The organism is Halomonas sp. MMH1-48, from assembly GCF_022348105.1.
Taxonomy (GTDB): domain Bacteria; phylum Pseudomonadota; class Gammaproteobacteria; order Pseudomonadales; family Halomonadaceae; genus Vreelandella; species Vreelandella piezotolerans.
In genome coordinates, this window is record NZ_JAKRFL010000008.1 from 1 (window position 1) to 24,578 (window position 24,578).

General features: G+C 57.8%; 22 protein-coding genes and 1 riboswitch. Of the genes, 6 read left to right on the forward strand and 16 right to left on the reverse strand.

What is annotated here, in order from left to right; translation table 11 throughout:
* Positions 1–210 precede the first annotated feature (210 nt).
* A complete protein-coding gene (locus tag MHM37_RS09120; protein WP_239284928.1) occupies positions 211–1,119 on the reverse strand; it encodes a protein kinase in 909 nt (302 codons plus the stop codon).
* Between the two features lie 226 nt (positions 1,120–1,345).
* On the opposite strand from MHM37_RS09120, the gene MHM37_RS09125 reads away from it, so the two are divergent.
* The 3 genes from MHM37_RS09125 to thiC all read left to right on the forward strand — a co-directional run bounded on the left by MHM37_RS09125 (position 1,346) and on the right by thiC (position 5,228).
* Positions 1,346–2,290, forward strand: a complete 945-nt coding sequence (locus MHM37_RS09125) for an integron integrase (RefSeq protein ID WP_239284912.1) — start codon at positions 1,346–1,348, stop codon at positions 2,288–2,290.
* A gap of 91 nt (positions 2,291–2,381) precedes the next feature.
* A riboswitch (TPP riboswitch) is annotated at positions 2,382–2,535 on the forward strand.
* Between the two features lie 82 nt (positions 2,536–2,617).
* On the forward strand, positions 2,618–3,286 hold the full coding sequence (gene tenA, locus MHM37_RS09130; protein ID WP_239284910.1) for a thiaminase II: 669 nt from the start codon (positions 2,618–2,620) through the stop codon (positions 3,284–3,286).
* A 25-nt stretch (positions 3,287–3,311) separates the two neighbouring features.
* Positions 3,312–5,228: a phosphomethylpyrimidine synthase ThiC gene (gene thiC / locus MHM37_RS09135; RefSeq protein ID WP_239284893.1), complete on the forward strand. Its 1,917-nt coding sequence runs from the start codon at positions 3,312–3,314 to the stop codon at positions 5,226–5,228.
* A gap of 17 nt (positions 5,229–5,245) precedes the next feature.
* On the opposite strand, the gene MHM37_RS09140 is transcribed toward thiC, so the two are convergent.
* The 9 genes from MHM37_RS09140 to MHM37_RS09180 form a co-directional block, all read right to left on the reverse strand.
* The gene (locus MHM37_RS09140) at positions 5,246–6,325 is read right to left on the reverse strand and encodes an NAD(P)-dependent alcohol dehydrogenase (protein WP_239296419.1); all 1,080 of its coding nucleotides are present in this window, start codon (positions 6,323–6,325) and stop codon (positions 5,246–5,248) included.
* A gap of 143 nt (positions 6,326–6,468) precedes the next feature.
* On the reverse strand, positions 6,469–6,654 hold the full coding sequence (locus MHM37_RS09145; RefSeq protein ID WP_139525293.1) for a CsbD family protein: 186 nt from the start codon (positions 6,652–6,654) through the stop codon (positions 6,469–6,471).
* Between the two features lie 106 nt (positions 6,655–6,760).
* Positions 6,761–7,879, reverse strand: a complete 1,119-nt coding sequence (locus MHM37_RS09150) for a DUF2955 domain-containing protein (RefSeq protein WP_239296420.1) — start codon at positions 7,877–7,879, stop codon at positions 6,761–6,763.
* On the reverse strand, positions 7,869–8,930 hold the full coding sequence (locus MHM37_RS09155; RefSeq protein ID WP_062361374.1) for an HlyD family secretion protein: 1,062 nt from the start codon (positions 8,928–8,930) through the stop codon (positions 7,869–7,871). Before MHM37_RS09155 ends, MHM37_RS09150 begins: the two co-directional genes overlap by 11 nt.
* Before the next feature lie 168 nt (positions 8,931–9,098).
* Positions 9,099–10,427, reverse strand: a complete 1,329-nt coding sequence (locus MHM37_RS09160; RefSeq protein WP_172515557.1) for a TRAP transporter large permease subunit — start codon at positions 10,425–10,427, stop codon at positions 9,099–9,101.
* Positions 10,424–10,939, reverse strand: coding sequence for a TRAP transporter small permease subunit (locus MHM37_RS09165; RefSeq protein ID WP_172515556.1), 516 nt, complete (start codon positions 10,937–10,939; stop codon positions 10,424–10,426). Before MHM37_RS09165 ends, MHM37_RS09160 begins: the two co-directional genes overlap by 4 nt.
* A 78-nt stretch (positions 10,940–11,017) precedes the next feature.
* On the reverse strand, positions 11,018–12,070 hold the full coding sequence (locus MHM37_RS09170; RefSeq protein WP_153842251.1) for a C4-dicarboxylate ABC transporter substrate-binding protein: 1,053 nt from the start codon (positions 12,068–12,070) through the stop codon (positions 11,018–11,020).
* 230 nt (positions 12,071–12,300) lie between these two features.
* Positions 12,301–12,810, reverse strand: a complete 510-nt coding sequence (locus tag MHM37_RS09175; protein ID WP_239296421.1) for a porin family protein — start codon at positions 12,808–12,810, stop codon at positions 12,301–12,303.
* Positions 12,811–12,941: 131 nt separating this feature from the next.
* Positions 12,942–13,862 carry a DMT family transporter gene (locus MHM37_RS09180; RefSeq protein ID WP_153842249.1) on the reverse strand — a complete coding sequence of 307 codons (921 nt, stop codon included), beginning with the start codon at positions 13,860–13,862 and terminating at the stop codon, positions 12,942–12,944.
* 152 nt (positions 13,863–14,014) lie between these two features.
* Between MHM37_RS09180 and MHM37_RS09185 the strand changes: the two genes are divergently transcribed.
* Positions 14,015–15,199: an acetate kinase gene (locus MHM37_RS09185; RefSeq protein WP_239296422.1), complete on the forward strand. Its 1,185-nt coding sequence runs from the start codon at positions 14,015–14,017 to the stop codon at positions 15,197–15,199.
* On the forward strand, positions 15,196–17,379 hold the full coding sequence (gene pta, locus MHM37_RS09190; RefSeq protein ID WP_239296423.1) for a phosphate acetyltransferase: 2,184 nt from the start codon (positions 15,196–15,198) through the stop codon (positions 17,377–17,379). Before MHM37_RS09185 ends, pta begins: the two co-directional genes overlap by 4 nt.
* Positions 17,380–17,474: 95 nt before the next feature.
* On the opposite strand, the gene cyoE is transcribed toward pta, so the two are convergent.
* The 6 genes from cyoE to MHM37_RS09220 form a co-directional block, all read right to left on the reverse strand.
* A complete protein-coding gene (cyoE, locus tag MHM37_RS09195) occupies positions 17,475–18,398 on the reverse strand; it encodes a heme o synthase (protein ID WP_139525284.1) in 924 nt (307 codons plus the stop codon).
* Positions 18,356–18,682, reverse strand: coding sequence for a cytochrome o ubiquinol oxidase subunit IV (cyoD, locus tag MHM37_RS09200; protein WP_074210925.1), 327 nt, complete (start codon positions 18,680–18,682; stop codon positions 18,356–18,358). Before cyoD ends, cyoE begins: the two co-directional genes overlap by 43 nt.
* A gap of 1 nt (position 18,683) precedes the next feature.
* On the reverse strand, positions 18,684–19,295 hold the full coding sequence (gene cyoC, locus MHM37_RS09205; RefSeq protein ID WP_044629016.1) for a cytochrome o ubiquinol oxidase subunit III: 612 nt from the start codon (positions 19,293–19,295) through the stop codon (positions 18,684–18,686).
* On the reverse strand, positions 19,295–21,322 hold the full coding sequence (gene cyoB, locus MHM37_RS09210; protein ID WP_239296424.1) for a cytochrome o ubiquinol oxidase subunit I: 2,028 nt from the start codon (positions 21,320–21,322) through the stop codon (positions 19,295–19,297). Before cyoB ends, cyoC begins: the two co-directional genes overlap by 1 nt.
* A 2-nt stretch (positions 21,323–21,324) precedes the next feature.
* Positions 21,325–22,371: a ubiquinol oxidase subunit II gene (gene cyoA / locus MHM37_RS09215; RefSeq protein ID WP_239296425.1), complete on the reverse strand. Its 1,047-nt coding sequence runs from the start codon at positions 22,369–22,371 to the stop codon at positions 21,325–21,327.
* Positions 22,372–22,670: 299 nt separating this feature from the next.
* The gene (locus MHM37_RS09220; protein ID WP_062374779.1) at positions 22,671–23,438 is read right to left on the reverse strand and encodes a DeoR/GlpR family DNA-binding transcription regulator; all 768 of its coding nucleotides are present in this window, start codon (positions 23,436–23,438) and stop codon (positions 22,671–22,673) included.
* Positions 23,439–23,729: 291 nt separating this feature from the next.
* Here MHM37_RS09220 and MHM37_RS09225 point away from each other — a divergent pair, with 291 nt between their 5' ends.
* Positions 23,730–24,575: an outer membrane protein OmpK gene (locus MHM37_RS09225; RefSeq protein WP_139525281.1), complete on the forward strand. Its 846-nt coding sequence runs from the start codon at positions 23,730–23,732 to the stop codon at positions 24,573–24,575.
* The last annotated feature ends 3 nt before the right edge of the window (positions 24,576–24,578 follow it).

Genomic DNA, 24,578 nt, shown 5'->3' on the forward strand with positions numbered 1-24,578 from the left:
CACGCAACAAAATGCGACTCTAAAAGTCTGTGTAACCGCTCATCGATCAAAGCCGCGCCGACCAAGGCCGCGCCCCGATCGGTCTCCCCTTGAAATTCACCGAGGAACTGCGAGAAATACTCTACGTGCTCATCCCGCACTCGACTCTCCTTCTGCCCTTAACGCTTCAAACACCGGCGGAGCGTAGCGACGTCCGAGTGCTTTGACTTGTTAGCCCATGAAAGATACGCCATGAAACGCCTCATATTCTTTTGCATAAGTCTCAACAAGACCTGTGAAACGTCCAAGTGCTGTGCTTATGGAGCACCTGTTTTCTGGTTTGAGAGAGGTCATTTCCATTATGGTTTTGGCTACTAGCCCCCCATGCTTCCCCGGGACGTGCCCAATGTTTTCCAGCTCTATATCAGACAGGCTATCTTCCATATACACGAGAGGATTTCTACCAGTGAACATTTGAGCAATAACAAGGCCTAGCTGGAAGATGTCTGACCTCAGATCTAGTGCACCTTGCCTTTTGGCGTAAGCAACCAATTCTGGCGTGCGGTAGTATTTCGGCATCGCAAAATACCCCTCAAAGTCATTCCTGTCTTGTTCGTCATGTGCCGTGTCTATCTTTTTGAGTAACCCAAAGTCACCCATGTAGATAGTTAGATTATCGACAAATATGTTTTGAGGCTTTATATCTCGATGTATGAAAGATTGGGAATGCAATGCCTGCAAAGCAGAAAGCAATTGGCAGGAAAATAACAATGCCTTGCCAAATTCAATCGATTTTCCGTCTAGCTCTCGGTGAAGCGTTTTTGGCATATAGTCTTGTACGACAAAAGGGTGACCTGCATACGTTCCTTCGTCTAATTGCTTCATTAAATTTGGGTGATTGCTAGATTTGAGAAATTTTACCTCTTCAAGAAATCTTTCCTGCCTCCTTTCAGAAGAAAGCATATGGAAGACTTTTAAGGCAAACAGACCGCCTCGCAAAGGCCCATCAGTAGCCATAACTAAAAATGCAGTCCCATTCCCACCTTTCCCCAGAAATTTTAAGTTCTTAAACCAATTTTCTGTGGCGTGAACGCTCTTATATGGTTCCAAGTAAAATCCATCTTTCTTTTGCTCTGTCAAAATAGACTCCTAAAGGGCTAACAGTGATTATACCCCCTGCCATGAAACCTCAATGAACGTGACATCACAATGACTGAGGTTTCATAGCCAGCAAATTGAATCTACCTCATTGATTCTACAGCGTGCAAAGAGAATTTCGGCGATATAGCCAACATTCGCGGGCTTGCGCGTTTTGCTCGTCTCAATAATACTGTTTTTATATACAGTATTATTGAGGCATCCTGCTATGAAACTGATGGAACGCGTCAAGGCAACCATGAGGGTCAAGCGCTATAGCTTGCGCACCGAGAAAACCTATTGCTACTGGATTCGCTTTTACATTCGGTTCAATAACTTACAACACCCTGCTACCCTAACAGATCATGAAGTACGGCAATTTTTGGAGTATCTGGCAATCGAAAGGCACGTGGCGGCGGCGACACAGAATCAAGCACTCAATGCCATCGTCTTTCTTTATCGCCACGTGCTGGAGCAACCGCTTGGAGAGATTGGTCAATTTAGCCGAGCCAAGCGCCCTCAGCGCTTACCAGTAGTGCTTTCCCATCAGGAGGTAATGGAGGTATTTCAGCACTTGTCTGGCTCTATGCTTCTCATGGCCTCACTGATGTACGGCTCAGGTTTACGTGTCTCCGAAGCTTGTCGGCTTCGCGTCAAAGATATTGATTTCTCACGGCAAATCATCACTGTGTATTCTGGCAAAGGCAACAAAGACCGCACCACGCTACTGCCACCTTCGTGTATCCAGCCATTACATACGCATATACAAATGGCAGAACAACAGCTGAACGCTCGCATTGAAGACAACGCTATTCCTGTGTCACTGCCTTATGCTCTGGACCGTAAATACCCGAACGCAGGTGTTTCACTTGCATGGCAGTGGCTATTCCCTTCCTCCAAGCCTTGTTTCGATGAGCGGGGCCGCGTCGTTCTACATCACATTCATGCCTCTGCCGTCCAGAGAGCCGTCAAATATGCCATGCGCTCATCTTCTTTAACACGCCCTGGCTCATGCCATTCCTTGCGGCACAGTTTCGCCACTCAACTACTAAGCCAAGGTACTGACATTCGCACCGTTCAAGAGCTGCTGGGCCACAAAAGTATCGAAACCACCCAGATATACACCCATGTGCTCGGCAATGGCTTTGCGGGCGTTAGAAGTCCATTGGGTTAGTGAAGGATAGTCATCCTTCAATGAAGCCCGTGGTCTATCAAGTTAGCGCCCCCTTGCATCTCCCCCACCCGCCTCCTACACTCCATCGACGAACAGCTTGACGGGGTGCCGGTGATATCCGGCTGAGATGGCGCAGGGTGGGCTTTTGGCTACCGAGCGCTGGTCCCGCTGAACCTGATCCGGCTAATGCGCTGCTCTTTTACGAGCGCGCGGGTACCGGCGTAGGGATCAAGCGATGGCCGCGGCGCTCCTTTACGCCACCCTTCCGTGCCACTCCCTCGATCTTTCTCGCCCGCCCTCCGGATCATTACCCCCCGGAGGCACACAATGGGCTACCGCTTTACCGATCTCACCACCGCTTGCCAGCAAGATTGGCGCGCCTATATCGAGCACGACTTCGTGCGCCAGCTGGCCAACGCCACGCTGCCTGAGGCGTCGTTTCGCCACTACCTGAAACAGGATTACCTGTTCCTGATTCACTTCGCCCGCGCCTACGCGTTGGCCGCCTACAAAAGCCCCACCCTAGCGGATTTGCGCCAGGCCCATGAAGGACTGAAAGCCATTGTGGATGTGGAGCTGGGCCTGCACGTGGGCTTTTGCCAGGAGTGGGGCATCAGCGAACAGGAGCTTGCCGAACTCCCCGAAGCCCGCGCCACATTGGCCTACACCCGCTACGTGCTGGATACCGGCAACCGTGGCGACCTGCTGGATTTGCACGTGGCGCTGGCCCCGTGCCTGGTGGGCTACGGCGAAATCGCCAACTGGCTCAACGCGCAGTCTTCTACGCTGCGCGGCGCGCAGAACCCGTTCGATGCCTGGATCGCCATGTACGAAGGCGAGGAGTTTCAGGCCGCCATGCAGGCAGAGCTTGCGTGGCTCGATGCCCGCCTGGCGGATATCGCCCCCGCCCGTTTTGCTGAGCTGAGCAAGATCTTCCGCGATGCCACCCGCCTGGAAATCGACTTCTGGCAGATGGGTATAGACCTTTCTGAATAACCTCCTACAACACAGAGCAACCGTCATGACCAAGACCGTCAAAAGCAACACCGCGCACTTTTTAGCCGAAACCGCCCAGGTCGATGCCGCCGCCGTGGCGCCGCTGCCCGGCTCGCGCAAGGTGTACGTGGAAGGCTCGCGGCCGGATATTCGCGTGCCGTTTCGGGAAATCTCCCTCTCGCCCACCAAAACCAGCGGCGTGGATGAGCAGAACCCGCCGCTGCTGGTGTACGACACTTCCGGCCCCTACACCGACCCTAACGCCCGCATCGATTTGCGCCAGGGCCTGCCGGAGCTGCGCCGGGCCTGGATCGAAGAGCGCAACGACACCGAGTTTTTGGATGGCCCCACCAGCCAGTATGGCCAGCGCCGCGCCAACGACCCTACCCTTGCCCAGCTGCGCTTTGATTTAAGCCGCACACCCCGCCGGGCGAAAGCGGGCAAGAACGTGACCCAGCTGCACTACGCCCGCCAGGGCATCATCACGCCGGAAATGGAGTTCATTGCCCTGCGGGAAAACCAGCGCCGCCAAGCGTTGGGAACGGCAGAAGTAGAGCGCATTCTGGGCCATCAGCATGCGGGCCAGAGCTTCGGCGCCAGCCTGCCCAAGGAGATCACCCCGGAGTTCGTGCGCGATGAGGTGGCTCGCGGGCGGGCGATCATTCCCAACAACATCAACCACCCGGAAAGCGAGCCGATGATCATTGGCCGCAACTTCCTGGTGAAGATCAACGGCAACCTGGGCAACTCGGCGGTCACCTCTTCCATCGAGGAGGAAGTGGACAAGATGACCTGGGGCATCCGCTGGGGGGCGGATACCATCATGGACCTCTCCACCGGCCAGAACATCCATGAAACCCGCGAGTGGATCATCCGCAACTCGCCGGTGCCGATTGGCACGGTGCCCATCTATCAGGCGCTGGAGAAGGTCAACGGCATTGCCGAAAACCTCACCTGGGAAATCTTCCGCGATACGCTGATCGAGCAGGCGGAGCAGGGGGTGGATTACTTCACCATCCACGCGGGGGTGTTGCTGCGCTACGTGCCGCTCACCGCCAACCGTGTCACCGGCATCGTCAGCCGTGGCGGTTCCATCATGGCGAAGTGGTGCTTGTATCACCATCAGGAGAGCTTCCTGTACACCCACTTTGAGGAGATCTGCGAGATCTGCAAGCAGTACGATGTGGCGTTCTCACTGGGCGACGGCCTGCGCCCCGGCTCCATTGCCGATGCCAACGATGAAGCGCAGTTTGCTGAACTCGAAACCTTGGGTGAACTGACCAAGATTGCTTGGAAGCACGACGTGCAGGTGATGATCGAAGGCCCCGGCCACGTGCCCATGCACCTGGTGAAAGAGAACATGGACAAGCAGCTAGAGTGCTGCGACGAAGCGCCCTTCTATACGCTTGGCCCACTGGTGACGGATATCGCCCCCGGCTACGACCACATTACCTCGGGCATTGGGGCGGCGATGATTGGCTGGTTTGGCTGCGCGATGCTCTGCTACGTGACGCCGAAAGAGCACCTGGGCCTGCCCAACAAGGACGACGTCAAAACCGGTATCATCACCTACAAGATTGCCGCCCACGCGGCGGATTTGGCCAAGGGCCACCCGGCGGCCCAGCGTCGCGACAACGCCCTTTCCAAGGCGCGCTTCGAATTCCGCTGGGAAGACCAGTTCAACCTGGGGCTGGACCCGGACACCGCCAGGGAATACCACGATGAAACCCTGCCGAAGGACTCCGCCAAGGTAGCCCACTTCTGCTCCATGTGCGGGCCGAAGTTCTGCTCCATGAAGATCAGCCAGGAAGTACGCGACACCTACCGCGACCGCACCCCGGAAAACGCCGCTGAAAGCGACGCCGAAGCAGTTAAGCGCGGTATGCAGGAGCAGGCGGAGAAATTCCGCCGGGAAGGTAGCGAGCTGTACCAAGAGGTATAGCCCGCTACCGGTGGCGCTTAGCCAGCGCTAAGCGCCACTTTTAGCACGCCATCGCGCTGGTGGGAGAAGAGGTCGTAGGCTTCCACGATCTCCTCCAGCGCGTAGCGGTGCGTAACTAGCGGGCCCAGATCTATGCGGCCTGATGCGATCATGCTCATCAGCCTGCGCATGCGCTCTTTGCCGCCCGGGCACAGCGAGGTAATGATTTTATGATCGCCCAGCCCTGCACAAAACGCACCCAGCGGAAGGGTGAGGTCTTCGGAGTAGACCCCCAGGCTCGAGAGCGTGCCGCCGGGTTTTAGCACCCGTAGCGCGGCCTCAAAAGTTTGCTGTAGGCCCAGCGCTTCGATGGCGGCGTCTACCCCCCGACCACCGGTGAGTTTCAGCACCTCTTCCACCACATCGACCTTGCGGAAATCCAGCGTTACATCCGCGCCCATCTGCTTGGCCATGTGCAGGCGCTCATCCACACCGTCTACGGCGATAATCATGCCCGCCCCCCGCAGCCGCGCGCCTGCGGTGGCGCACAGGCCAATTGGCCCTTGGGCAAACACCACCACCGTATCGCCTATTTTAATGCCTGCGGATTCCGCACCGGCAAACCCCGTCGACATAATGTCTGGGCACATCAGCACCTGTTCGTCGGTTAGGCCATCGGGGACGGGCGAGAGGTTCGCTTGGGCATCGGGCACCAGCAGGTACTCCGCCTGGGCACCATCGATGGTGTTCCCAAAGCGCCAGCCGCCCATGGGCTTGTAGCCGTGGCTGTGGTGGCCGCCATCCTGTGCACAACAACCGTCCTGGCAGGCGTAAGAGGTGAAACTGGGGCAAATCGCGCCAGCAATCACCCGCTGGCCTTCTTGGTAGCCTTTGACGTTGGCACCGAGTTTTTCAATCACCCCCACGGGCTCGTGGCCGATGGTTAAACCGCGCTCTACCGGGTATTCGCCTTTTAAGATATGAACATCGGTACCACAGATGGTGGTGGTGGTGATGCGCATGAGGGCATCGTTCGGACCAATCTCGGGGATGGGTTTATCGTCGATTTCGATGCGGCCGGGTTCAACGAAAATTGCCGCTTTCATCATGGTAGGCATGGGGCACGTCCTCAGTGAGGGGAGTCATGACACATTGCCATTAAGCGTGAAATAGCAGCCGCAAATCGTGCGCTGGGTCACGTAAAGTGCCAAAACAGCCACCGGAGCCTGGGCTCCGGTGGTTGATGGGGTGCCATCGAGAATTACTTTTTCTTCTTGGCCCCCTCCTTGGCATCGCCTTTGCCTTTTTGCAGTTCGCCTTTGGCTTGCTGGGCTTTGCCTTTGGCTTCGGTTTTGCTGCTGCCGGTGGCCTTACCGGCGGCTTCTTTGGCTTTCCCGGCGGCTTTGTTGGCCGCGCCTTTCACTTTGTCTTCTTTGCCACTTGCCATGACGAACACCTCTAATCCGTTAGGAGGGAAAAGGCCGCTCGTCGCGTGCATGGGACATCGACGGCGGCTCTTTTCAGCGTAGTGCCTCGTTAAAAAATTACCTCAACTACTTTTCGAGCAGGCGAGTAGGTTCCCAGCGGTTGAGCAGATAGTGCAGACAAATCATCACCGATAGCGTGCCGATCAGCGCTATGCTCATGGACGAAAAGCGATACAGCGCGCTGTAGACCAAGTCCTGCTGTGGCCCCAAGGACTGGCCGAACAGAATGCCCATGGTGGTGAGCCCGCCAAACCCGATGCCGGAACCGCCGCCTTCCAAGATGTGCTCCCGCGCAAACAGCATCAAACCCAGCCAATAAAGCAGAATCACCAGCACAAAGTGGTGGCTTTGGGTGTAGAGCGCCAGCTGCATCACCAGCGCGAGGTTACAGCCCAAGAGCGTGCCCACCGCGCGCTTGGCCGCCGACACCTGCGCGCCAAAGTAGCCCAGCGTAAACAGAATCAAGATGGTGGCCATTTGCGCCGAGAGCGACCCGCGCAGATCGAGCACCTGAAACACTACGAACGAAAGCGTGGCGGTGATGCCGCCAATCAGGGTTTCATGGCGGATTTGCGCCGTCGATTTGCTGCCTCTGGGTGGCGGTTGGCGGGGTTCCCTATCGGGGAACAGGGTGTACATCAGCATGGCGATGAACACCGCCAGCACACTGGCCATGAGGTTGCTGGCCAACAGGTCGCTCAAATCCACACTGGGGTAGCTGGCAAAGTGCAGCAGTATGCTGAGCGTCAATACTCCGTTGGCACCAAACAGAAACAGCGGGCCTTTGGCCATTAAGTTGAAACGCAGCAAAAACAGCCCCAGCACTACCAGCGTCATCACCACGGGCATGTGTTTTAACAGCCCGACCACCAGGCTCACCTCCAGCACGTTGAGGCTCACGTTGGAGAGAAACTGGCGAATGATCGAGCCATTCAACACCGGCACCAACCCCAGCAAGAACATCGGAAAGACGGTAAAGAAGACACCGTAATTCCAGCCCATCAATTGGCTGATGATGAACCCCAAGGTGCCGCCGCCCGCGACCCGCAGGCACTGGCGCAGTCCGTTTTGGCTAAGTCCGCTCTGGCTAAACCCATTCTGACTGAGCGCCGAGGAAGCGGGCACTGAGCGCGTAGCGGATGTTCCCGTACGCGAGGTTGATTGAGTAGGCGATTTAGTAGACATAATGAAGCCAGCTCACGAGCCGAGCCTGCAGCCAGGCAAACGGCTTGGCCAGCGCGTGCTCGCCGGGCACTAGCTGCACCGTGGCCCGCGCGCCGCTGGGTGGAAGCTCGTCCAAAGGCTCGTCCAGCGCGATGTGAATACGCACCCGCTGGGCATCGCGCACCCAGCGGTCGGAGGTCGGAATGTCCACCAGCTGCCCGTCGGCCACCTGCTGCCCTTCCCGCACACCGGCATCGAACGCGCTCACGTGGCCTGCCAACAGTCGTCCCGGCAGCGCATCGAACACCACCGTTGCTTCGTCGCCTTCCTTCACGTGGCGCAAGCTTTTCTCGCGAAAATCGGCCACGACGTCGACACGGCTGGCCACCAGCGCCACGGCGGGCTGTCCGGCCTGTACGTAATCCCCCGGCTGTAGCTGCAGGTTGGTGACTTCGCCCGCCTCCCGCGCTCTTACCGTGGCACGGGCCACGTTTAACTCGGCTTGGGCGAGCGCATTGTCGGCCTGGCGCAGCCGCAGGTTGGCGTCGCCCTCTTCACCTAGCTGCACTTCTAGGCTATCGATTTGCGCGCGGGCAGACGCCACGGCAGCTTGGGCCGTATGCTCGGCGGCCACTTGCTGCTCGTACTGCTGGCGGGAGATGCCCTGCCGCCCTAACAGCGCCTCAGCGCGGTGGCGCTCACCGCTGCGCTCTTCAAACGTGGCTTGAGCTGATGCCAGCGAGGCTCGCGCCGCCGCCAATTCGGCGGTTAGCCGAGCGTTCTCCTGCTCGGCCTGCTCGCGATTCAGCGCAGCCTGCTGGCGTGCCAGCTCGAACGGCGCCGGGTCTAGCTGAAACAGCACATCGCCCGCGTTCACCCGCTGATGGTCCCGCACCACCACGTCTTTCACCGGCGCGCTGAGCTCCGGCGCAATACGCGTCACGGGCCGCATCGCGCGCGCTTCCGGAGTCATGGGCATAAAGCTATCGGCGAGTAAGAAATAGACGAACAGCACTACAAACGCCGCCAAGGCTATTTTCACCCAGCGGGTAAATCGTTGATCAGGGGTCATGGGTATTACTCGTTCACTGGCCCCCAAGCGGTCACGTGCACTCGGGGTAGCGTTAGAAGGAATACCTTAGTCTAACAAATTTATTAGCACGCTAACAATAAGCCCGACTGATCAATAAAAAGCCGCTCTGGAGTGAGCGGCTTGTCATTACTGGGAAGTTTCAAAAGGCTAGCGCCAGGAAGGCCCTCCCATCACATCCGGTAGCCACAGGGCAATGGCTGGGAACATCAGGACCAATGCCAGCACCACCAGTTGGGCAATGATAAAAGGCACCACACCTTTATACATGTGTTTGAGCGTCACTTCTGGTGGCGTGATTGCTCTCAAGTAGAAAATTGCCGGTGCCAATGGTGGTGTCAGGTAGCTGGTTTGAAGCACGACCAGGAACGCAACGCAAAACCAGATTTCATCGAAACCGAGCATCCTTACAATGGGCATGGCAACCGGGATGATAATGAGCACCACCGAGATCAGATCAAGAACAAACCCGGCAATAAAGGCAATCAGTAGAATCAGCCCCAAAATCATCCACGGGCTTAGCCCCGTGTCCATTAGCAGTGCTTGGACAGTCGCCATGCCACCCGAGGCAAAAAAGACGCCCGCAAACATACTGCCCCCCATTACGATTAGGAGAATCATCGCGGAGATGTTCACGGTCTTGATCGCCGAGGTCCAAAGCACCGACAGGGACAGATTACGGTAGGCGGCCGCCAAAATAATCGCGCCAAGCGCCCCACAGGCAGCCGCTTCCGTGGGCGTTGCCATACCCAGCAAAATGGTCCCCAGCACGGTGAAAATCAGCAGCATGGTAGGGACTAACGCAATCAAGGTGATGCGCAGTTTGTCGCCAAAAGGAATATCCGGCTCCTGCTCCTGAATGCGCGGCGCCATCTCTGGCTTGAGATAGGCGACACCGACGATGTAGATCAAGAACATCACGGCCATCAAAAAGCCAGGAATCAATAACCCGCTGAACAGTGACCCCACCGACACACCCGCCACGGGCCCTAGCACCACGACCGTAATGGAGGGCGGTATGGCCGTGCCTAGTGAACCGCTGGCACAAATAGTGCCCGACATCAGGCTCTTGCTGTACTGGTGCTTCAACATCACCGGGATTGCGAGCATACCGATGACGGCCTCGGTGGCCCCCACTACCCCGCTAGAGGCGGCAAACAGAGTGCCGAGGATGATCGCGCCAATGCCCAGCCCACCCGGCAAGCGGCGTGTCCACATGTGGATGGCTTCGAACAAGCGCTCGGCAATGCCGGAACGCTCCAGCATGGCGCCCATAAAGATAAATAGCGGCACCGCGGCCAGAATGGAATTGGAAGCGGTATCTTCTATTTTGGTCAGCAGCTGGTAAGCCGCCACATCACCAAACTGGATGATGCCAAAGCCGGTGGCCACCAAAATCATCGAAAACGCAATCGGAAACCCTGCGATGATGAAGGCCATCAACGCCGGGAACATCAATAACGCGAGATAGCTACTCATTTGGCTGGCTCCTCGACGTCAGTCATCCCCAGGAGCACCCTGATCGATTTGAGCAGCTCGGCCACCACCTGCAGTGCCAATAGGGCAAAGCCTAAAAACCACACGGTAAAGATTGGCCAAACCACCGGATTCCACGCCGAGCGGCCCGAGCGCTCGTTGGTATCGAAAGCGGACCAAGCGTATTTGGATAGCTCCCAGACCAGCCACACGAGTACCGGCAGGAAAAGCACATAGCCCACCGCCCGGATCAGTGCGTTCGCCCGCGGTTTCAACTGCAGCGTCACGATATCGACGCTCACGTGCTGGCCCACCCGCAGCGCATTGGCCATACCCAACATGAACATGGCGCCCATGACCATGTAGCTGACCTCGAATGCCCATAGGGTCGGTCGACCCGCCACATAACGGCTGAACACCTCGACGATCAGTGCCCCTATCAATGGGAAGACCAGTATCGCTCCCAACCAACCAGCAACGCGTGTCAGCGCCTCTATGGATCGGATTAGTTTCATGGGAATTCTCAACGTATAGGAAAAACAAATAAAAGAGAGGCCTGTAGAGGCCTCTCTGTTGGTTGACGCTGTTGCCTCTTAGCGTGCCATGACGCCGATGGGCAGACGATACTCCGACCAGCTGCTCATATCGTTCTTGAACGTGCGCTGAGATTCGAGCACCCGCGCAAACCATTCGTTTTCAGCGGCGTATTCGTCTTCCCATTTCGCAGTCTCTTCGTAAATAGCGTCAATGAAGGATTGATCCAGCTCGACGATTTCGTTGGGCCCCTCCACCAGCGCTTGATACGCATCGAGATCGGCAAACGAACTGGCAAGCCAGGTATCGAACACGGACAGTTTGCCCGCGAGACGCAGCATGTTTTGCTCACGCTCGGATAGTTCTTCCCACGTGTCGCTGTTCACTTGGCACTCGAGGAAACCGCCTGATTGATGGACGCCCGGCGTAATGACGTACTGAGCGACTTCCTGAAAACCCGTCGGGCGGTTCATTTCTGGGCTGCCCCATTCGGCAGCATCAATCACGCCGCGTTCCAAAGCGCTGTAGATATCGCTGCCCGCCATGACCACCGTTGAAGCTCCCAGGCGCGAGGCGATTTCGGCCCAAGCGCCTGACGTGCGCAAGCGCAGCCCCTGGAAATCTTCGAGCGTTCTAACGGGCTTGTTGGAGTGAAGGAAAATCTCGGTGCCCAAGATGGCACAAGGAAACGCGACCACATCAAAGACGTCACGGCGATACTCTTCATAGAGATCTGCACCGCCACCTTCATACATCCACAGCATGAACTCTTCGGGAGTCAGGCCGCTAGAGTGGCCCGCCAGCAATGCCGTGGTGGGGTCTGTTCCGTAGTCGTAGTTGATATAGTTATGGCTCACTTGTGCAACGCCAGACATCACCGTATTGGTGACGCGCAGCGCACTACCGAGGGTGCCGCCTGGATAGACTTCGATGGCGATCTTGCCATCGGTCAGCTCGGCAACGCGGTCTGCAAACATTTGCGCATCGCGCTCGAGCCAGGGGCCGCCGCTCCAAGGCGTGGCCATTCGCCAGTTCATTTCCGCGGCAGAGACGGTGGCCGAGACACCGATACTGAGACCAACGGCAAGTGCGATTTTGTTTAGGTTGCGCATGGGGGTTTCCTCATAAATGGAGCGTTATAAGTTTGTTCGCTGGCCATTCGTTATGTTTATCGTTTTTTTGAAGGTACCACCTTCGCGCTTGCAGCATTTGGCCCAAACTGAGGGAAATTATGCTGATCCTCAGAATTGGCCCACTCACAACCAAAAACCCCGCTGCCGAGTCTGTGCTCGGTCAGCGGGGTCGTATTCCCTTGATGAATAAGCGCTAAACGCTTTCCGTGTTAGAAGCGGTAGCGAAGGCCTACGCTCGCCGCATCGAAATCGTAGGTAGATTCGTCCAGGTAGCGCATGTAGTCGGCACCAATCGAGACGTTGTTGGCAATGTCCATCTCGGCACCCGCGCCGTAAGAGAGACCACTTTCGCGATTATCGCTGATCTCGATCTCGGAGAAACCCGCTAAACCGTAAAGACGGAAGTTGGGCGCTACCGGGAGGATACCTTTGGCATACGCACCCGCCAGATGGTCTAGATCGGCGCCGCGATCCGAACCGCCGGTGCCTAGGTGGCCCTCGAGGGCGAAGTAATCGTTGAATTGGGCACCACCGCGCAGGCGTAGGCCGACATCGTCACGGGAGTCGCCACGGTCAGGGTTGAGGCTCCAAAACATGGCATCGCCACCCACGTATCCTTGTGGGTATTGGAAAGATTCTTGGGCTTGGGCGGATGCCGCAAACGCACCTGCACCTAACAGAAGCGCTGCAGAGGTCAGTGATAGTACGGTCATCTTCATGGGGATCACCTCAGTTAAAAAACAGTGTTTCCTTACGCTTTCAAAGTGTGGCCTAGGCCCATGAAGAACGCAATTCACCTACTGACGCTTGCATCGAGTTTCCTTTTTTCTTGCGCTGTTGATGACGTTTTCTAGCGCCCTTTGGAAAGGCTCAGTACGACGATGCCCCCCACCACCACCGCGCCGCCCACGAGTTGGCTAGGGCTGAGCATTTGGCCCAGTACCAGATAGGCTATCAACAGCGACGCCACCGGCTCGAAGTTCATCACCGGCGCGTTGCGGGCCATATCTAGCCGGGGCACGAAAATGAACAGAATCGAGAATCCACTGCCGTACAGCAGCGCCAGCAGCGTTAGCCCCACCCAGCCGGTGCTGTTGTCCGGCAGGCTCATGCCGCCGGGCACCGCCCCTAGAAACCCTCCAATGATCATGGCGATGAACACGGTTTGCATGGTCAGCAGACTGCGCAGCGTGCTGCCTACCCCAGACAGGCGATGCTCGGTGACCCACAGCGCGCAGGCAAACGCAAAGGCCGCTAGTAGTCCAAAACCAATGCCTGCCAGCCATTCAGGGCCCATGGCATCGGCGTTAGCCACCCAGCTGGGAATGTCCAGCACCACCAGAAGGCCGATCAAAATGGTGCCCATGATCAGACAGCTACGTAAAGAAGGCCTAGGCCCGCCCAGCGCCCAGCTAATCAGCGCCAGCTGAATGGGGAAGGTATTCACCAACAGCAAAGCAATCACCACCGGAAGACGCGCGACGGCAGAGTAAAGGCTAACGCTTTGCAGCGTAATGAGTAGCCCCACCGCCAGCTGCCAGGGCCACGTTCCGGCAGGCAGCCAAAGGCGCTTTTTCTGCAGAATCACCAGCGAGAGTAGAATCAAGCAAGCCACCCCCGAGCGCATCAACACCGCCAAGAGCAGCCCCGTGCCGTTATCGAAGGCCAGACGGGCTGAAACGTGGTTCGCGGCGAACATCGTCGCCACGGTCATCATTAGCAGAATGGCCAGATGGCGGGGTAACAGCTTGGGGCTAGAAATCGAGGACATAAGAACAAAACGGCTCACGATGGGTTATATAAGGAACAGGATGCCGACATTTTACATAGAAGGCTAACTAAATTCTTCGCTGATTTTCCGCGTCGCAGCATGTTAAACTAAAGTCTATCTCCTTACTTCCTCATTACGTTACAAAGGTGGTTATGAACGCACCGGTGCTGGTCATTAACTGTGGCTCTTCTTCTATTAAATACGCTTTGATCGATGCGGACCCGCAGGCACCACGCTTGGCCGGGCTAGCGGAGCGCTTAGGCAGCAGCGCCGCCCGCTTGAAAGGTAAAGACAGCGCCGGTGAAAGCTTTACCCAACCGCTGCCGAATGCTGACCACGCCGACGCCTTGAACGCCATTCTTCAGCGTTTGGAGGGTCGCGTACCGGGGGCCGTGGGCCACCGCATCGTTCATGGTGGCGAGCACTTCACCCAAGCAGCGCTGATCGATGACAGCGTGATCGAGGCCATCGAGACCACCGCTGCCTTGGCACCGCTGCATAACCCCGCCAACCTGGCGGGCATTGCCGCGACTCGTAAGGTGTTTCCGGACCTGCCTCAGGTGGCCGTGTTCGATACGGCGTTCCACCAGACGCTGCCGCCCCGCGCCTATCGCTATGCACTGCCGGAAGCGCTGTATACCGAGCACGGCATTCGCCGCTACGGTTTCCACGGTACCAGCCACGCCTTCGTTAGCCAGCGTGCCGGTGAGCTCAGCGGCCGTGGCGCGGGCGGCTGGCTGACCGCCCACCTGGGCAACGGCTGCTCTACCGCTGCGGTGTGGAACCACCAAAGCCTGGATACCAGCATGGGCCTTACGCCGCTGGAAGGCCTGGTGATGGGCACCCGCAGCGGCGACGTGGACCCCGGCCTGCACGCTCACCTGCACCGCCAGTTGGGCTGGTCACTGGACGAGATCGACGACGTGCTGAACAAGCAAAGTGGCCTGCTGGGGCTTTCCGGCTTGACCAACGACATGCGCGAAGTCGAAGAGCAAGCGGTGGCTGGCCACCCCGCTGCCAAACTCGCACTGGACGTCTTCTGTTACCGCATTGCCAAATCGCTGGCGGCGCTGTCTTGTGCATTACCTAAGTTAGACGGCGTGATCTTCACTGGCGGCATTGGCGAGAACTCGCCTATCGTACGTCGTGAAGTGCTGGCGCTGCTGCCCCACTTTGGTTTCAGCTTGGATGAAGCGAGCAACGAAGTCACCATTCGTGGCAAAGAGAGCAAGCTGGATAGCGCTGGCCACCAAGGCCCGGAAGTGTGGGTGATCCCTACCGATGAAGAGGGCCGCATTGCCATGGAAACCCGCCACTGCGTGGAGACCGCTGAATGAATAGCTCCCCCGAGCAACCGCAAGCGATTCTACTCGTACCTACCAGCATGGGCGCGGGGCTCACCTCCGCGTGCCTTGGTCTGATTCAGGCGCTCGACACCATCGGCCTGAAAGCCGGTTTTTTAAAGCCATTCATGCAGAACGAGCTGAATGGTCCAGGCTTGGACCGCTCGACGGCGCTCGTATCACGCACATTGAATCAGCGCCCGCCGTCGCCCATCTCTCAGACGCGCCTGGAGCGTCTCCTGCGCGACGACCAAACCGATGAGCTGATGGAAAACGTCATCGAGCTCTACGAACAAGTCGTGCAGCAAGCCTACCGAGATGGCAGCGCGCTAGACCTGGTCGTGGTGGAAGGCGTGGTACCGACCCAGCACACCACCTACGCCACTCAAACCAATGCGCAGCTTGCGCATGCGCTGAACGCGCGGATCATTCTGGTGGGCTCTGGGGATCTCAACGAGCCCCAGGCGCTGGCAGAAGAGCTGGATATGCACGCCCGCAGCTTTGGTGGCGTCAGCTCTAGCCGCACCTTGGGCGGCATCTTGATGCGCATGAAGAACCTGCCCTACGGTCAGGAGGATGATCTTTCCGCTGCACCGGGCACCATCAAGCCGCAGCTAGAAGAGCCAGTCCTCAACGAACTGCGCCGCTACTCGCCAGCGCTGGCCACCGATAGCTTTCATCTGATTGGCGTCGTGCCCTACAGCAAAACCCTAAGCGCTCCGCGCACGCTAGACGTGGCCCGGGCGCTGAACGCAAAAATGCTCAACGAAGGCGACGCCGCTAGTCGTCGCGTCCTCTCTACCAGCCTGTGTGCTAGAAGTGCGGCCAATGCGCTGCATATCTTCACGCCGGGTAGTCTGGTGGTCGCCTCCGGGGACCGTGATGACGTGGTGCTGGCCTCCGCGCTGGCCACCATGAACGGTACGCAGTTGGCGGGCGTACTGCTTACCAACGGATTTTTGCCCAACGAGGGCATGATCGAGATGTGCCGCCCGGCGCTGAAAACCGGCTTACCGGTGCTGGCAGTCGACACCGATAGCCTGACAACGGCGCAGGACCTAAGCCAGCTCAACACCGAAATCCCCATGGATGATTTCGAGCGCGCCGAGCAAGTGGCACGCTACGTGGCTGCCCATATGGATTTAGAGTGGCTGAAAGCCAAACTGAGCCGTGGCTATACGCGCCGCCTGTCGCCTTCGGCGTTCCGGCACCAGCTGGTGAAGCTGGCCCAACAGGCCAAAAAACGTATCGTGCTACCGGAAGGCGACGAGCCGCGCACCATCGAAGCGGCGATCATCTGCCAGCGCCGTGGCATCGCCGACTGCGTGCTGTTGGGCAAACGCGACGATATCGAAAACGTCGCCCACCACCGCGGCCTCACGCTGCCCGATGCGCTGACCATCATCGACCCGGAAAGCACCCGCGCCCGCTACATCGGCCCCATGGTGGAACGTCGACGCGGCAAACTGAACGAGCTAACCGCCGAAGCACAGCTTCAAGATACGGTAGTGCTGGGCACCATGATGCTGCAGCTGGATGAAGTCGATGGACTGGTGTCAGGGGCGGTGCACACCACCGCCAACACTGTTCGCCCGGCGTTTCAGCTGATCAAAACGGCGCCTGAGTACAACCAGGTCTCTTCGATCTTCTTTATGCTGCTGCCGGAACAGGTGGTGGTGTACGGCGACTGCGCGGTGAACCCAGACCCGGATGCCGAAACGCTTGCCGAAATTGCCCTGCAAAGCGCCCGCTCTGCTGAAGCGTTTGGCATCGAACCCCGCGTGGCAATGATCAGCTACTCCACTGGCGACTCCGGCACCGGTGCGGATGTGGATAAAGTGCGTGAAGCGACCCGCATCGCCAAGGAGCGCGCACCGCATCTCGCTATCGACGGCCCGCTGCAGTACGACGCCGCCGCCATCGAAAGCGTGGGCAAGCAGAAAGCCCCCGACTCCCCCGTGGCGGGCAAGGCAACGGTGTTCGTGTTTCCCGATCTCAACACCGGCAACACGACCTACAAAGCCGTTCAACGTAGCGCCCGCGTCGTCAGCGTGGGCCCGATGCTGCAAGGTTTGAACAAGCCGGTGAACGACCTGTCGCGCGGCGCACTGGTGGACGACATCGTCTACACCATCGCCCTCACCGCCATTCAGGCCAGTCAGCGGGAAAGCTAAGCACTCACCGGTCTATACGCGCTAAAAGCAACGCCCCGAACGGTCACCTGTTCGGGGCGTTTTGGTTTTGCGTCAGGTTTAATTGTTCGGAGGTATCACGCCCACATGGGTACCATCGCCTCCAGCACCATCACTAAGCTCATGGCGGTAATGGTCAAAATTGATACGCCGAATACCTTCTTCGCCCAGCGCACGTCGTCTTCTAATCGATAGCCACACAGCGCCAAGTAGAGCCAGTAGCCCCCCATGGTGAGCGCCACACACAGGTAGCCTGCGCCCGCTTGGCTCGCCAGTACCAGCGCCAGTGACGCGGGAATGAAGGCCACGATATAGCCCAGAATATGGTGTTTGGCACGTTTGATACCGTGAACCACCGGCAGCACGGGTATCGACGCACGGCGATAATCGGCGTAACGGAAAATCGCGATGGCGTAGGAGTGCGGCATTTGCCACAGGCAGAAAATCACCAACAGCATGAACGCGCCGCTGTCGAACTGCCCCGTGACCGCGCAGTACCCCACTACCGGCGGCATGGCGCCAGAGAGACTGCCCACCAGCGTGCCGTACTCGGAGTGGCGCTTCATGTAGAGGCTATACACCCCCACGTAGACGCCCCAGCCGATTACCGCCAGCGCGACCGTCAACCCGTTGGTGCCCAGCGCCAAGCAGACAACACCGGCCACCCCCAACAGCGCTGAAATACCCAGCGCCTGAGTGATCGAGATGCGCCCTTTGGCCAGCGGGCGATGGCGCGTACGCGCCATCAGTGCATCGATATCCCGGTCAATCACGTTGTTGCAGGCGCAGCCCGAGGCGATGACCAGGGCAATGCCCATCATTACCGAGGCAAAGGTGATCCAATCGAAAGTGCCGTGGGCGGCCAAAAAGTAGCCGCCCAAGGTCGCAATCAAGTTGCCACCAATGATCCCCGGCTTGGTGAGCGCCAGCACGTCGCGCCAGCGGCTCGGCGCCACGTTTAGCCGATCATCATGTTGAGATGCAGATGCTGCATGATCCATAACGAGCCCCCTACCACCAGGACGAGTATCGTCAGTGTGAAAACGAAGGACATCACGTTCCAGCCTTCGTCGGCTTTGGTATTCATATGCATAAACATGACCAGCTGGACCAAAATCTGCAGCACGGCTGTTATAGCGATGACCACCACCGTCGTGGCGGTGCTCAACGCACCGCTCATAACGACCGCGAACGGAATCACGGTTAGCACTAAAGATAGCAGAAGCCCCGTCACATACGATTTAACGCTGCCGTGAGAAGACGTTGAAGATGATGAATGACCCATGTCACAGCACTCCCATCAGATAAACGAACGAGAAGACGCAGATCCACACGATGTCCAGGAAGTGCCAGAACAGGCTCAGGCACAGAATCCGCGGACGTGTCATCGGGGTGATGCCCTTGGTCGAAAGCTGCACCAGCATCACTAGAATCCACACCAAACCAACGGTCACGTGGAGGCCGTGGGTGCCGACCAGGGTAAAGAAGGACGAGAGAAACGCGCTCTGATCAGGGCCGTAGCCCTGATGAATCAAGTGCTGAAACTCGTACACTTCCATACCGACGAACGCGGCACCGAGCAAGAAGGTGATCGCCAGCCACGCTTTTACTTGGCCGACGCGTTCGGCATTCATCGCCAGTACGCCCATGCCAAAGGTGAAGCTACTGAACAGCAGCAGGAAGGTCTCCACCAGCACGAAGGGTAGTTCGAAGATATCTGCTGCCGTGGGTCCGGCGGCCGTGCCTTTCATCAGCACGGCGTAGGTAGCGAACAGTGACCCGAAGATCACCAGGTCACTCATCAAGTAGACCCAGAAGCCAAATACTTTCGTGCCGGTCGCGTCGTGGTGCTCATGGGGCTCGGACGCGGCGCCATGATGTAGGGTATCGGTGGCCATTACGCGCGTGCCTCCACATAGTTGGTCTGTTCACGGTCAGACGCTGCGCTGCTCGGCGCAGACGTTTTGCGCTTTTCATGCGCGCGCTCGATGCGCGCCACTTCGGCAGCGGGCACGTAGTAGTCGATATCTTCGTTGAATACACGGGCCAAGAAGCTGGCGACGGCACCCAACGCACCGACGGCGGCCAGCCACCAGATATGCCATACCAGTGCAAAGCCTAGAATCAGCGCAAAGAAGCTAATCACCGGACCCGCCACGGTATTACGCGGCATGTGAATATCGGTGTAGGGCGCTTCGTCCAACTGCTCGTTGCTACGCTGCTTTTGCGACCAGAAGCTGTCGATGTCGCCGACTTCCGGCAGGCGCGCGAAGTTGTAGAACGGTGCAGGCGACGAGGTGGACCACTCCAGCGTGCGGCCATCCCAGGGGTCGCCGGTCAGATCTGCATTCAGCTTGCGGTCGCGGATACTGACCCAGAACTGAATGATGGTGCAGGCAATCCCCATCATGATGATCACGGCACCTACCCAGGCCAGAATCATCCATGGTTGCCACTCAGGATTGGCGTAGGACTGCATACGGCGCACGGCACCGAAGAAGCTCAAGACATAGAGCGGCATGAACGCGACGTAAAAGCCAATGAACCAGCACCAGAACGAGCGCTTGCCCCACTTCTCGCTCAGCGTGAAGCCGAACGCTTTCGGGAACCAGTAGGTCAGGCCCGCCATCATGCCGAACACCACGCCGCCAATGATCACGTTGTGGAAGTGGGCAATCACGAACAGGCTGTTGTGCAACACGAAGTTGGCCGCCGGTAACGCCAGCATGACGCCGGTCATACCGCCTAGGGTAAAGGTGATGATGAAGCCCAGAGTCCACAGCACTGGCGAGGTCAGCTCTAGGCTGCCGCGGAAAATAGTGAACAGCCAGTTGAACACCTTCACCCCGGTGGGGATGGCAATGATCATCGTCATGATGCCGAAGAAGGCATTGACGTTGGCACCGGCCCCCATGGTGAAGAAATGGTGCAACCAGACGATGAACGACAGCAGCGTAATGGCCACCGTGGCCCACACCATGGTTTTGTAACCAAACAGGCGCTTGCGAGCGAAGGTGGCGATCACTTCAGAGAACACGCCAAAGGCCGGCAGAATCAGAATGTAGACTTCGGGGTGACCCCAGGCCCAAATGAGGTTGACGTACATCATCATGTTGCCGCCAAAATCATTGGTGAAGAAGTGCATACCGAAGTAGCGATCGAGCGTCAGCAGCGCGATGGTCGCGGTCAGAATCGGGAACGAGGCAATGATCAGGACGTTGGCGCACAGCGACGTCCAGGTAAAAATTGGCATGCGGAACATCGTCATGCCTTTGGTGCGCATTTTCAGAATGGTGACGAAGAAGTTGATGCCGGTGAGCGTGGTGCCTATCCCGGATATTTGCAGTGCCCATATCCAGTAATCGACCCCCACCCCGGGGCTAAACTCTACCCCCGATAACGGCGCGTAAGCGAGCCAGCCGGTTTTGGCGAACTCCCCTACCACGAGGGAAATATTGACCAAAATCGCCGACACGGCGAATAGCCAGAAACTCAGGTTATTCAAAAACGGGAAAGCGACGTCGCGGGCGCCGATTTGCAGGGGCACCACCAGGTTCATCAGACCGATGACCATGGGCATCGCCACGAAGAAGATCATGATCACGCCGTGGGCGGTAAAGATCTGATCGTAGTGTTCAGGAGGGAGATAACCTGCGGCCCCACCGGCCGCCATCGCCAGTTGTGTCCGCATCATGATCGCATCGGCAAAGCCGCGAAGCAGCATCACCAAGGCCACCACGAAGTACATGATGCCGAGCTTTTTGTGGTCAACGGAGGTAAACCACTCGTTCCACAACCAGCCCCATTTTCGGTAGTACGTCAGTGCGCCTAGTAGCGCGGCACCCCCAATCGCCATAAAGGCGGCAACGACCATAATGATCGGTTCGTGGTATGGAATGGCTTCTAACGTGAGTTTTCCAAACATGCTTAACCCCCCGCTTCAACGCTTGTGGGATGGCCGCCCAGGGCGTGGTCATCACCTGCATGCTGATTGGTAACATGGCCGATCGCGGCCTGCTGTTGCGACGCGCTGGAGCTCTCTAGCTCGCTGGATTCGCCGTGACTGTCGTGGGCATCACTGATGGCGTCACCGTGGCTCGAATGACCGTCGTGACCGCTGCCGTCACCGCTGTGGAAGCTGCTCACGATCGACTCATACAGCTCGGGCGTGACCGCCGAGAAGTACTCCACCGGGTGATACTCGGTCGGCTGCGCTAGGGCTTCGTAACCGTCCGGGAAGGTCAGGGTGTCATCGGCGGCACGCACGTTGTCCACCCAGGCGTCGAATTCCGCCGAAGAGGTGACGTGGGCATCGAAGGTCATGCCAGAGAAGCCAGCACCGCTGTAGTTGGTGGAACGACCGGGATAGACGCCCTCTTCGTCGGCAATCAGGTGAACGTCGTTATCCATGCCCGCCATGGCGTAGATCTGGCTGCCCAGACGTGGAATGAAGAAGGCGTTCATCACCGAGCCAGAGCTCACCCGGAAGCGCACCGGCGTATCCACTGGGAACGCCAACTCGTTGACACTGGCAATCCTCTGTTCGGGATAGATGAATAGCCATTTCCAATCCAACGCGACGGCTTGAATCTCCATGGGTTCCACGCTGCCTTCGATCGGCTTGTGGGGGTCCAGGCTGTGAGAGGTTTTCCAGGTAAGAAAGGCGAGAACGGCAATGATCAAGCAGGGAACGGTCCAAACCGCCGCCTCGATGGCATTGGAGTGCGCCCAATCCGGCAGATACTTGGCAACGCGGTTGCTGCGGCGGTAACGCCAGCCGAACAAAAGCGTCATCACGATGACCGGAATGACCACGATCAGCATCAACCCAAAGGAGGTCAGAATCAGCGAGCGCTGCTCAACGCCAATCTGCCCCTTCGGATCCAGCAATGCAGAACTGCAGCCCGTTAACAGCAAGCACAATACGACGAGCACAAACGTGCCTCGCCTGCGCCAGTGGGTAGGTAGTTGCATGGTGTGATCTCATCAGAGAGTTGTCTAAAACAGCCTGCTGTTTGGCTGGCTAACTAGCCAGCTATATAGCAAGCTAACTATCACCCCATACTTTTCCCAGAACAGTGAGAGCGTAAGCGTTGCTCCGGGAAAAATATGCGCCACCGCATGGGGTTGGTGGCGAGCCTCGGCCATGCGCTGATGCGCATCAACTAAGACTAAAGTATTTTCTATTGATCTGAGTCAATCAGAAAGAGACGTTATGCCGCACCCCGCGCACCGTTTTGAAGAGGGCGATACGGAGCTTCGACCGTCTTTCATTAGGCGAGCGTGACGTTAAGCGCGGGCAGCGGATGGCGCTCCAGCAAACCAGGGGCGCGCTCGTCGTCGGTGACGATGACATCGAAGTCTTCCAGCGAGGCAAAATAGGCCGGGCGCACCACGCCAAATTTGCTGGCATCGACCACCAACAGTCGCTGCATTGCCGTGGCAATGGCCGCTTGCTTTGGCCCTACTTCGTGAAAATGGAAGCAGCTGACGCCTCGTTCGCAATCCACGCCGGCAGCAGAGATCAGCGCCTTGTTGATGCCCAAGCGCTCGATGGCCGCGCCCATACCGTCGCTGCCAAACGATTGAGAGGACGCGTAGAAAAGCCCACCTAGCAATACGAGGCGCACATTGGGCAGCCCAGCGACGGCGTTGGCTACGTTGAGGGCATAGGTCACCACGGTTAGCTCTCGGAAACGACTAAGCTGACCCAGCAGTGGAATGAGCGTGGAGCCGCAGTCGATAAACAGCGTATCGCCCTCTTCGATGAAGCTGGCCGCGCGCTGGCAAAGGCGCTGTTTGACTTGGTAATGGCTCGCCTGCTGCTCGGTCAAATCGTATACCGGCGTCACGCCGGGGTAGCTGGCCATCACCAATCGCCCGCCCAACAGGCTAATGGCCGACGGCTGCGTCGAGAGATCCCGTCGAATGGTCATTTCGGAGACGCCGCACAGCTCGGCGGCATCGCGAAGATGCAGGGTTCCCCCGCTGGCCAGCGCTTCTTGCAGCATGGCCATGCGCTGTGCGCTGCGATCGTTCATGTCCGGCATCTCCTTATGATTCATTTTGTTATCGGCATTGCGTCCCGCCAGGCATCCTATGCTGAGCTAGGGCCCTGCCAATTTCCACTACTGCGCACTCTTTTCACTGGCGTCACCCACCCGTGATGCGCTTATCACATTTAAATAGCGTTGATGTGACGATACTTGCAAATCAGCGTTAAAAAAATAACACTAAATGTTATAATTTTAACATCAACGCCAGCCCACACGACCCATAACGTCGGAACGCCATTCCCTCTGGCTCCGAGATACAACCCTGTTGAGGCTTCCATGACTGCTCACTCTCACACTCGTTCTTCTACTTTCGTCACGCTTGGCGCTGGTGTTTTACTGACCGGTGCGGCGCTCGCTACACCCGCTTTGGCAGACGATGCCGAACCGCGTACCCTCGACCGCTTGTGGTCGTTTGCCAACGTCTCGGTCAACTACCTGGATTGGTCCAACGGCACCGAAGCGCGCACGGCTAGCAATGCCGCGAAAAGCGACTTTACATTCGTCGAAATCGAAGGCGGCGTCGGCTTTAGCTGGGGCGAGTTCTACGGCTTCTTCGATTTCGAGAATCCGACCAATGATCAATTCGACCAAGCCAGCGGCGGTAAAGACAACTTCCGCACCGCTGGTAAAGTGACCTCGCACATCTACCTGGGCGACAGCCCGCTGTCGATTTACGCCCACCTGTACGATTTCCGCGACTACGGCTTCAACGGCCGCGAGCAGGATCAAATTCTTGGCCTCGGCTATCGCACCACGTTCGATAATGGTCTGTGGTTCAAGCCCTTCATTGGTGCCGCGCGAGTACAAAGCGATGGCTACACTGGCATGAATGGCTTCATGGCAGGCTGGGTCGCGGGCTACGATTTCACCGCTGGCAACCAAAATTTCAGCGTCACCAACTGGCACGAGCAGACCTTCGGTCGTGACGATGAGTATCTTTCTCAGAACTACGTGAATGGTACCGCTGGCAGCGTGGGCACCAACGGAGCGCTGAGCCTATGGTGGCACCCGTCCGACCTGATCACGACGGGCGTGCAGTACCGCTACTCAGAGAATAAACTGGGCACCCCGGATGCTTACCAAAACGCGATGATCTACTCAGTGAAGTTGAACTTACTGTAATCG

Bases quoted from the DNA above. Each gene is read 5' to 3' on its own strand.
- MHM37_RS09155 (WP_062361374.1), bottom strand. From the start codon at position 8,930: ATGACCCCTGATCAACGATTTACCCGCTGGGTGAAAATAGCCTTGGCG.
- MHM37_RS09185 (WP_239296422.1), top strand. From the start codon at position 14,015: ATGAACGCACCGGTGCTGGTCATTAACTGTGGCTCTTCTTCTATTAAA.
- MHM37_RS09125 (WP_239284912.1), top strand. From the start codon at position 1,346: ATGAAACTGATGGAACGCGTCAAGGCAACCATGAGGGTCAAGCGCTAT.
- pta (WP_239296423.1), top strand. From the start codon at position 15,196: ATGAATAGCTCCCCCGAGCAACCGCAAGCGATTCTACTCGTACCTACC.
- MHM37_RS09160 (WP_172515557.1), bottom strand. From the start codon at position 10,427: ATGAGTAGCTATCTCGCGTTATTGATGTTCCCGGCGTTGATGGCCTTC.
- thiC (WP_239284893.1), top strand. From the start codon at position 3,312: ATGACCAAGACCGTCAAAAGCAACACCGCGCACTTTTTAGCCGAAACC.
- MHM37_RS09150 (WP_239296420.1), bottom strand. From the start codon at position 7,879: ATGTCTACTAAATCGCCTACTCAATCAACCTCGCGTACGGGAACATCC.
- cyoD (WP_074210925.1), bottom strand. From the start codon at position 18,682: ATGGGTCATTCATCATCTTCAACGTCTTCTCACGGCAGCGTTAAATCG.
- cyoE (WP_139525284.1), bottom strand. From the start codon at position 18,398: ATGGATCATGCAGCATCTGCATCTCAACATGATGATCGGCTAAACGTG.
- MHM37_RS09165 (WP_172515556.1), bottom strand. From the start codon at position 10,939: ATGAAACTAATCCGATCCATAGAGGCGCTGACACGCGTTGCTGGTTGG.
- MHM37_RS09145 (WP_139525293.1), bottom strand. From the start codon at position 6,654: ATGGCAAGTGGCAAAGAAGACAAAGTGAAAGGCGCGGCCAACAAAGCC.
- cyoB (WP_239296424.1), bottom strand. From the start codon at position 21,322: ATGTTTGGAAAACTCACGTTAGAAGCCATTCCATACCACGAACCGATC.
- cyoA (WP_239296425.1), bottom strand. From the start codon at position 22,371: ATGCAACTACCTACCCACTGGCGCAGGCGAGGCACGTTTGTGCTCGTC.
- MHM37_RS09140 (WP_239296419.1), bottom strand. From the start codon at position 6,325: ATGCCTACCATGATGAAAGCGGCAATTTTCGTTGAACCCGGCCGCATC.
- MHM37_RS09175 (WP_239296421.1), bottom strand. From the start codon at position 12,810: ATGAAGATGACCGTACTATCACTGACCTCTGCAGCGCTTCTGTTAGGT.
- MHM37_RS09170 (WP_153842251.1), bottom strand. From the start codon at position 12,070: ATGCGCAACCTAAACAAAATCGCACTTGCCGTTGGTCTCAGTATCGGT.
- cyoC (WP_044629016.1), bottom strand. From the start codon at position 19,295: ATGGCCACCGATACCCTACATCATGGCGCCGCGTCCGAGCCCCATGAG.
- tenA (WP_239284910.1), top strand. From the start codon at position 2,618: ATGGGCTACCGCTTTACCGATCTCACCACCGCTTGCCAGCAAGATTGG.
- MHM37_RS09180 (WP_153842249.1), bottom strand. From the start codon at position 13,862: ATGTCCTCGATTTCTAGCCCCAAGCTGTTACCCCGCCATCTGGCCATT.
- MHM37_RS09225 (WP_139525281.1), top strand. From the start codon at position 23,730: ATGACTGCTCACTCTCACACTCGTTCTTCTACTTTCGTCACGCTTGGC.
- MHM37_RS09220 (WP_062374779.1), bottom strand. From the start codon at position 23,438: ATGAACGATCGCAGCGCACAGCGCATGGCCATGCTGCAAGAAGCGCTG.